General features: G+C 36.5%; 9 protein-coding genes. 7 read left to right on the top strand and 2 right to left on the bottom strand.

The window, feature by feature from the left end; translation table 11 throughout:
* The 5 genes from GHT08_RS21630 to GHT08_RS21610 all read left to right on the top strand — a co-directional run.
* On the top strand, window positions 1-652 hold a 652-nt coding region (locus GHT08_RS21630; protein ID WP_238343647.1), incomplete at its 5' end, for a hypothetical protein.
* Between the two features lie 18 nt (window positions 653-670).
* The gene (locus GHT08_RS21625; RefSeq protein WP_163583458.1) at window positions 671-2,839 is read left to right on the top strand and encodes a DUF6792 domain-containing protein; all 2,169 of its coding nucleotides are present in this window, start codon (window positions 671-673) and stop codon (window positions 2,837-2,839) included.
* 20 nt (window positions 2,840-2,859) lie between these two features.
* Entirely contained in the window at window positions 2,860-3,186 is a 327-nt protein-coding gene (locus tag GHT08_RS21620) for a hypothetical protein (RefSeq protein WP_163583457.1), read from the top strand.
* A gap of 75 nt (window positions 3,187-3,261) precedes the next feature.
* Window positions 3,262-3,972: an N-acetylmuramoyl-L-alanine amidase CwlD gene (gene cwlD / locus GHT08_RS21615; protein ID WP_163583456.1), complete on the top strand. Its 711-nt coding sequence runs from the start codon at window positions 3,262-3,264 to the stop codon at window positions 3,970-3,972.
* 87 nt (window positions 3,973-4,059) lie between these two features.
* Window positions 4,060-5,106: an Mrp/NBP35 family ATP-binding protein gene (locus GHT08_RS21610; protein ID WP_163583455.1), complete on the top strand. Its 1,047-nt coding sequence runs from the start codon at window positions 4,060-4,062 to the stop codon at window positions 5,104-5,106.
* A gap of 40 nt (window positions 5,107-5,146) precedes the next feature.
* Here GHT08_RS21610 and gerD read toward each other — a convergent pair whose 3' ends face one another.
* Entirely contained in the window at window positions 5,147-5,818 is a 672-nt protein-coding gene (gene gerD / locus GHT08_RS21605) for a spore germination lipoprotein GerD (protein WP_018934583.1), read from the bottom strand.
* Window positions 5,819-5,959: 141 nt separating this feature from the next.
* Here gerD and GHT08_RS21600 point away from each other — a divergent pair, with 141 nt between their 5' ends.
* Window positions 5,960-6,547: a KinB-signaling pathway activation protein gene (locus GHT08_RS21600; protein WP_163583454.1), complete on the top strand. Its 588-nt coding sequence runs from the start codon at window positions 5,960-5,962 to the stop codon at window positions 6,545-6,547.
* A 22-nt stretch (window positions 6,548-6,569) separates the two neighbouring features.
* On the opposite strand, the gene GHT08_RS21595 is transcribed toward GHT08_RS21600, so the two are convergent.
* Window positions 6,570-7,340: a polysaccharide deacetylase family protein gene (locus GHT08_RS21595; protein ID WP_193568339.1), complete on the bottom strand. Its 771-nt coding sequence runs from the start codon at window positions 7,338-7,340 to the stop codon at window positions 6,570-6,572.
* Between the two features lie 159 nt (window positions 7,341-7,499).
* Here GHT08_RS21595 and GHT08_RS21590 point away from each other — a divergent pair, with 159 nt between their 5' ends.
* Window positions 7,500-7,721, top strand: a complete 222-nt coding sequence (locus GHT08_RS21590) for a hypothetical protein (RefSeq protein WP_163583453.1) — start codon at window positions 7,500-7,502, stop codon at window positions 7,719-7,721.
* Window positions 7,722-8,157 lie beyond the last annotated feature (436 nt).

Genomic DNA, 8,157 nt, shown 5'->3' with positions numbered 1-8,157 from the left:
CGTAAAGTGGAAGGAGTATGCCTTCGTGAAACGAATCAAATGGATGTTATTGATAGGACTTGTAATTTTGGGAGGATGTCAGATGGAGGAATATCCAGATACAAAAGCATTTCAGGATGAATTTACGCGAGAGTTTTTAGTGTCAACGGAGGAAGAGGAAGAAGGGTATTACTTGTTTGAGTCAGGGACTGGTGGTTATCAAGTGTTGTACCCGGAAAATGCGGTGGTTTCTGAAGTTTCTTATCATAAAGATGGTGATGGATATGAGTCTATTACATTTGAGGATTATAGTTTAGAAAATAATTTTTACTTCAAACATGACTTAACTTTTAGCCTCTTTGGAGAGAGGTGGTTGGAAGAAAACTTAGGTTCATTATCTACAAAGGTTGGTTATGAAGGAGACTACAAAGAAATCAAAAAAAATGGAAATAAAATATATTATGCTCAAGATGAAGAAGTATTTGAGTCAGATGGAAAGAAATCAACAGTTTATTGGACCTTTTCTTATATATTACCTGCAAGTGGTGACTTTGGGTTAGAATATATCTTTTCTGCTTCTTGTTATGAAGATAGCAAAGATTGTACTATTGATCCAAATGAACAAACAGTAAATGCTCTCAAACTAATGGAATCTGTTCAATTTCTAAAATAAGATGGATGGTGAAACAAAATGTTGAATAAGGAGCTTTTTGATAGTGAGTTAATCAGAGCTCGTATCATGGAATTAGAATATAATGACTTGGATCCTGTTGAAATAGAAAATGAGGTTAAAAGAATTTACTTAGAGGAACATGGAGAAGAATTAGTTGCGGAAATTTCTGTTTATAAGTCAGATGAAATATTAAAGGAAATAAGGGAACGAGGAAGAGATTCAGGTTTTGATGGTACTATTATCCATTTAAAAAATGGGGAAGACAAAATTAATCAGGTAATAACAATTGCAAGGGGCAGTGAACTTTCTGAAGGGGCAAATTGGAGACCACTTGATTGGTCATATAATGGTAATGGAAGTTTAGTAGGAGTTACAACTGATCAATATGAAGAAGCAAATAGATTTCATCAAAATGTTATGGAAAAAATTACTCCTATAACTGATTCTGACTTGCCTGATCTAAAAAAGTATGGATATGGCCATTCTTTAGGTGGTGGACTTATTGTAACATTGCAGATGATGACAGAGGATTTTGATACAGTGTATTCAATTAATGGGGCGCCACCATCATTCTATCAATTAGCAGAAATTGATCAGAAATTTTATACATCCTTAAATAAAAAGTATAATATACAAGGTGAAATAGATATTTACTCCCTCCCCCCATCCGAAGTAAAAGCCTTCACCGAAGATTACTACAAAAACAAAATAGACGAAACAACGATTCAACACACCACGGTTGAAGAAGACATGCTATATTCCATCACTAGGACAAGGGGTTTTATTGATATTGGGGAACGTGATGGATTCTTAAGCTATCATGAAGAGTACGGTAATTTTGAAGCGTTAATGCGTCAAGTGCCAGATGAAGTAGTGCAATCCATCCAAGAGGTTTTACTGCCTTATGCACAGACCTATAACAAAAAAGGGTTTGATGCCTTTGTCAAAGAATTGACTGGATTTAACCCGAAAACAGTTGATAGTTTTCTTGCTGCAAGAGACGAACTAAATCAAATGTTGGTTAATAACGCTGAATGGCAAAAGGAAACAATGGATTCTATAGAAAAGATAAGTCAAGGTTCATTTTGGAGTCGAGTGAAAGAATCAGCTAAGTTCGTTTATCGAACTCCTGCTAATTTAAAATCAATCGTATCACAAAACATCAACAGTAATATCAAAATTGCTACACAAGCATCGCAAGTAATGGTTACAGGAGTGCCAATGTTAGTGGATATGGCAACAAGAATTCCGTCAGTATTGAAGCAAGTGAAACAAATTCGTCAACACTTACCTGAGATTACGAATGCTTTCGTAGATGCAGAACTCATGACAGAGGAGGAACAACAACTAATCCTTTCCTCTACCCAACAAATTGAAACGGATTTGATAGTAATAAATGAACAGGTATCCAAATTGCAAAACTTCTCCTTTCTCTATCCACCGCGTACAACTTTAGCATTAACAACTGCGTTAAATATTAATGATATATACCAACACGTATTACCTCGGGCTAGAAACATTCAAACAACATTTGAACGTTTACGTGATGTAGATTGGACTTTTGTTGATTATTTTCAGCAATCGGTTCATGCACATAGTCTAGATGCCGTTATCGAAACCTTATCTAGAGAAGATACATCGGAATCACAACACCCCTTATTGATGCGATTTAAAAATCCTCAAGAAGTCTTTGATTTTGCGTTACAAAATCTCACCAATATGAAAGGACATCCGTTAAGGTTAGCGTTAAGCAGGAAAAGAGGATCAAGAATCGTTATCCAAATCGAAGCTGCACTCCGGATATATAAGGAAGGATTAGCTATTTTGGAGGAGAAGCGAGCGGTTGTGCGTCAGCTTAAGCACCTCTATCAGGAAGAATTTGAGGAAGATTATGCAAGAAAGCGACAATATATAATGAGAAGAATTCATAACATGGAATCAAGTCCTTATAGTTATCAATATTTAATAAACCATTTATCTCGGACAGGCTATCAAATTAAAATTAGGGGGATAAATGTACATGAACACCTGCCACCACTACCTAAATCGTTTTCAGAAGATTTTTATGACACCATCAATCAACTGGAAAGAGAATTATCACAGGAACAACAACTTATAGCAGATATCAAAGATGCGATTGAAGCCTTTTTCGAAAAAGAATTCCAAATCGCGAATGCTATTTATTAATCATTGGAAGGGTGATCGCAATGCCTATTTATCAAACTACATATCGCTTTGCGGATTTTCAAGGTGTAAATAGAAAAGATGAGGCTTTCGCTTCCTCGCTTCAACGTTTGAGGACATTATCCAAAGAGTTTGATCGGTTTGTCCAAACGGAAGCTGCCAAAGCAAGTGGGGAAATAATAGAAAGAGCAGAAGAAGTAATTGGCAAAAAGCAGTATAAAATAGAGATGATCGCTAATGATTTAGAAGATACCTGCAGAAAGATGCATCATCGTTATGCTGGATTGGTTAACAGTATTGAAAAGCAAGATATAACGATATATTATCAACAAAATGAATTATCTCTATAAAATATATGTAAGCTGGCATAACTTTCCCGCTTGTCCCATATAGTGGTTACAGGAGAATTATAGGGGGAAAAGCGGATGCCGAAGATATTTAAAGTTGTCCTGTGGTTAGTTGGATTATTTTTATTAATTATTTTGATGCAATACCCAATGCAACGATCATTGGATTCGTGGCAAACATGGTCACTACCACTAGCTGGTAAAACAATTGTCCTGGATCCAGGGCATGGTGGAGTTGACGGTGGGGCTAAAGGGTCAGATAATACCCAGGAGAAAGATATTGCCCTAGACGTATCCAAGATGCTTAGGGATTATTTGCAGCAGGCAGGAGCAATTGTCTATCTTACGAGAGAGGGCGACTATGATTTAGCCCAAGATGGAACAACTGGTTTATCTCGGAGAAAGTCAGAGGATATTCAAAATCGGGTAGCATTTATCAAAGAGAAAGAAGCGGATCTTTTTCTTAGTATTCACTTAAATGCTTTACCTGACAGGCAGTGGAAAGGTGCTCAAACTTTTTATCATCCTGGAAAGGAACAAAATGAATTATTAGCAAAAGCTATTCAGTCTGAAATTCGTCGTAATTTAGAGAATACCAATCGAGAGGCATTGGCCATGAGTCAGGTATTTATTTTAAAATATGCAGAAACAACGGGAGCATTAGTAGAAATCGGCTTTTTGTCAAATGAAGAAGAGAAAGAATTGTTAAAATCGACGAATTATCAGAAAAAAATGGCGGCAAGCATATATGAAGGCATTTCACAGTATGTCATCGAACAAACCCGATAGTCGTTGATGCATCTCACTTAGTTAATGCTTAATTTGTGTTATACTAGCAAATAGGACTAAATAGTTTTTAAATTGAGGTGACCTATTTTGCTAACAGAACAAAGTGTAATCGACCTTTTGCATAAAATGAAAGACCCCTTCTTACATAAGACGTTTAAAGAAACGGATGGTATTGAAGAGGTCTCTATTAAGGAAGAGAAAAATCATGTGAGTGTCAAACTTGCGATTGCAAAGACGAATACCGCAGAGCAAATGCAATTACAACAAGAATTAGTTGGTGCAATAAAACAATTAGGAGCAGCGACGGTTGGGCTTCGCTTTAGCCAATTGCCAGACGAGGTAATCGCTAAATTCCAACCAACTAAAGAAGAAGATCCCTCTTTACTTAGCAAAGATTCCAATACCAACTTCCTGGCAATTGCCAGTGGTAAAGGTGGCGTTGGAAAGTCAACCGTCACAGTGAATACAGCAGTTGCCTTGGCGAGATTAGGGAAAAAAGTAGGAATTATTGATGCTGATATTTATGGTTTTAGTGTACCGGATATGATGGGCGTGGAAGAAAGACCGAAGTTGAACGGCAATAAAATCGTTCCGGTGGAGCGTTTCGGTGTAAAAATTATGTCGATGGGCTTCTTTGTAGAAGATAATTCCCCTGTTATTTGGCGTGGACCAAGATTAGGTAAAATGTTGACAAGCTTCTTTAAGGAAGTGGAGTGGGGAGAACTCGATTATCTCCTATTAGATTTACCTCCAGGTACAGGTGATGTGGCATTAGATGTGCACAATATGATTCCATCTTCAAAAGAATTAATTGTTACAACACCACATCCAACTGCAGCATTTGTTGCAGCACGTGCTGGTCAAATGGCGATTAACACTGATCATGAAATCTTAGGTGTCATTGAAAATATGGCCTTCTTTGAGAGTAAAGTAACTGGTGAAAAAGAATATGTTTTCGGTAAAGGTGGAGGCGACAAGTTAGCTGAAGTGTTAGGTACACAAGTGATCGGTCGACTTTCCTTGCAACAACCATTTGAAGAAGAAGGTGTCTTTGCACCATCTGTCTATCAAGAAGACCATCCGAATGGTAAAGAATATCTTGAGGTAGCTAAACAAATCATCGACCAATTTTAATCAAGAAGTGGAGCGCTTTTTTAAAAGGCTCCACTTCTTTTTAGCTAGACTGATTTTCTTGTTGATCTTGTCCTTCTTGCTCTTTTTCTTGCTGCTTCTCTTCGCCACCACCGGAACCACCCGATGATCCACCAGATCCGCCGCCTCCACCTTGTTCTGAAGGCTTCATTTCTTTAGCCGCTTTTAAAAGTAAATCAGTGATTTTTGCTTGGAACATTGGAGAATCAAAAGTTTCTTCCATTACCTTCTCTAAATGACTTCGAAATTCTTGGCTAGTTAGGGCTGTCATTAATTGTTGTTCCATCTCTGGATTTTTGAGTACTTCCATTAATTTTTTCTGATATTCTGGGTCACTCATTAACTTTTTGGTGACATCCTCTTGTTTATCTTGCAATGCTTTCGCAAATGATTCTACAAATTTCGGATCTTGGAACATTTTTTCCCAAAATTCTTTTCCTTTGTCGGAAGAGAGTGTTTCTGTTACGGCGTCTTTAACGACTTTTGCATCGACCACATAAGTTTGTTGCATGTCATCACTAGACAACACTTCTGTAATCGCCTTTTTTCCTTCATCTGTTTTAAGGATGTCAGCGACCATTTTTTTTGTTCCTTCATAGTCTTCACTATCTTGGTTACCTGCATTGTTCCCACCGCCACCACATCCTGAAAGCAGCAGTAGAGTAATACCTAACATGTATAAAAATCGGTTCATATTTACCGCTACCCTTCTTATAAAAAAATAACCTGTATTTATAATATGGAGTCATTTATAATTAATATGTACGACAAGCGAAAAAAACTGAAGTTCGTGGTAAAATACGTAACAGGATATAGAATATAGGGGGATTTTATTTTGAAAAGTCGTAATGTTGTACGGTTGTTTTTTTCTACTTTGCTTTTAGGTGGGTTTTCTACCCTAATTGCGAGTTTTTTTGTGAAAGCAGGAGTGTATGCAGAAAACCTCAATCCGATTGATTGGTTTGAAATATTAGGCTTGCTGATTTTTTTCACTGGTTTAGGCTTTGTTTTTAGTTTGATCAGTCAAATGGGTTTTTTCGCGTATTTAACTGTTAATCAATTTGCTTTAGGTGTTTTTCGCAGGTTTTGGCCAACAGTGCAGGTAGTATTAATTGCCTTTGCTTTGTTTGATCTAGTCTATTTCCGTTATCGAAGTGTGGAAGATGGCACGGTCACACCATTTTTACTAACTGCGATTGCCTTATTTATTTATAGTTGGTTTGTTGCAGGCATAAAAGCAAAAGACACCAACAAAAGAGCATTTATCCCAGCCCTTTTCTTTATGGTTGTGATTACATCGATTGAGTGGGTGCCGGGATTGCGTACAGAAAATGGAGATTATGCTTGGCTAATGATTGTACCATTGATATTATGTAATACTTATCAGCTGTTAATACTACATCGTTTAACCGAGAAGAAATAGACCTGCCCTTTTAAGGAACGGTCTATTTCTTTTCAGATTGAAGTTCTTCTTGGTTTGTTTCTGCTTGTGTAATCAATTCAGAAATAGTCAAAAACTCTTTGTCACCTTTGACCTCTGGGATGACAACTTCAAGTGCCTGTTCTGTTTGTTTCACACTATCTGAAGCATGAAGTAAAATGATTGACCCATTACGAACATTTTTCAGAATATGATTGGTAATCTTTTCAGTTCCAGGATTCTGCCAATCATTTGGATTAATACTCCAATGGATCACTTTAAGGCCTTGATTCTCAGCTAAGCTAATCACTTCTTCATTTAAATGCCCATTAGGCGCTCTTAATAAATAAATATCTTCATAACCTAATTTAGAAAAGATATCTTTTGCTTTGTTCAAATCGCTTCGCACTTCATCTATCTCTTGCTCGACGTATGATTGGTATTGGTAACCGAGCATTCCAATCTCATGTTTGTCCTCTGCAATTTGTTCTAAAATATCAGGGTGTCGCTCAGCCCATTCACCACTTACAAAGAATGTGGCTTGAACATCTTCTTTCTTCAGTCTTTCTAAGATAGGAATAACATTTTCTTCACCGTGGCTGATGTTAAAAGTTAAAGCGACGGATGGATGGTCTTCATTCCCAGCATTTAATGCACGTGGATTATCCTGATTAGAAAAAACCGTAGAGGTAAAATTAAATTCTAAAAATAAAAACAGGGCAACAAAAAAAGCAATTGGAATAATGAGGAATGCTTTTTTTTGTTTCTTCATATCTACAATATATAAACGCCTCACCGAAAATCCCCTCCCTTTAGTTGGGCTTGTCTCCATTATATGCAGGGTATTTCTTTAATATGATGTCTAATTATGTTTAATTTTGAAAGAAAACAGGAATATAGATATTAGATAGTGGGGAGATTATCATTATTAAAATAGATTTTAGGGGTGGACAAGATGTTAGGCTTATTAATTAATGATAAGGAGCAAAGTGAACTGCAGTATGTGATAAAAAGAGAGTTAGAAGAATTACTGTTAGACTTAGAAGATCATCGAATAGATAAAATGGTGAAGCAAGCAATGCGTGAGAGATATAAGGTCATATTTCAATTGTATACCCGGATAGCTAGTGAAGAAGAGATAAAGAAATATATACCTAAGAAAGTGCAAATTGAATAAGGAAAGTAGATACTGTATCTTTTTTATAAAAAGGGATATAGTATTTTTATTTTGAGACAAGAAAGTATATAAAATTTGCGCAGGTGTCTAGCTCCGAGCGCCCAAAAACTAGGCGACTTCACGAATCGCCCTACGATAAGTCATCATTGGTTCGCAAGCTTACTGTGATTCCTTTATCTCAGTTGATTAGCTCCAGCCGCTACGTTTCTAAGCGGGCGCTCTGCGCTTTTCTTATATATGTAGAAAAAAGTTAAAAAACCTCTTGCCTGCTATATAAGTTTATGGTATATTATCTTTTGTCGTCGTAAGGAAATGAAGTGATGAACAGCAAAGAAAAAATTCAAAAAAAGGCATTGACTTCTTTTTTGATACATGGTATATTATATTTCGTCGCAAAAAACGACACAACATTGATCTTTGAAAACTGAACAAAACA

It is taken from the genome of Gracilibacillus saliphilus (assembly GCF_010994085.1).
Lineage (GTDB): Bacteria > Bacillota > Bacilli > Bacillales > Amphibacillaceae > Gracilibacillus > Gracilibacillus lacisalsi.
Note: the sequence above shows the minus strand (reverse complement) of the source record. Positions and strands in the feature narration are given on the sequence as shown.

Bases quoted from the DNA above. Each gene is read 5' to 3' on its own strand.
- GHT08_RS21625 (WP_163583458.1), top strand. From the start codon at position 671: ATGTTGAATAAGGAGCTTTTTGATAGTGAGTTAATCAGAGCTCGTATC.
- GHT08_RS21620 (WP_163583457.1), top strand. From the start codon at position 2,860: ATGCCTATTTATCAAACTACATATCGCTTTGCGGATTTTCAAGGTGTA.
- cwlD (WP_163583456.1), top strand. From the start codon at position 3,262: ATGCCGAAGATATTTAAAGTTGTCCTGTGGTTAGTTGGATTATTTTTA.
- gerD (WP_018934583.1), bottom strand. From the start codon at position 5,818: ATGAACCGATTTTTATACATGTTAGGTATTACTCTACTGCTGCTTTCA.
- GHT08_RS21590 (WP_163583453.1), top strand. From the start codon at position 7,500: ATGTTAGGCTTATTAATTAATGATAAGGAGCAAAGTGAACTGCAGTAT.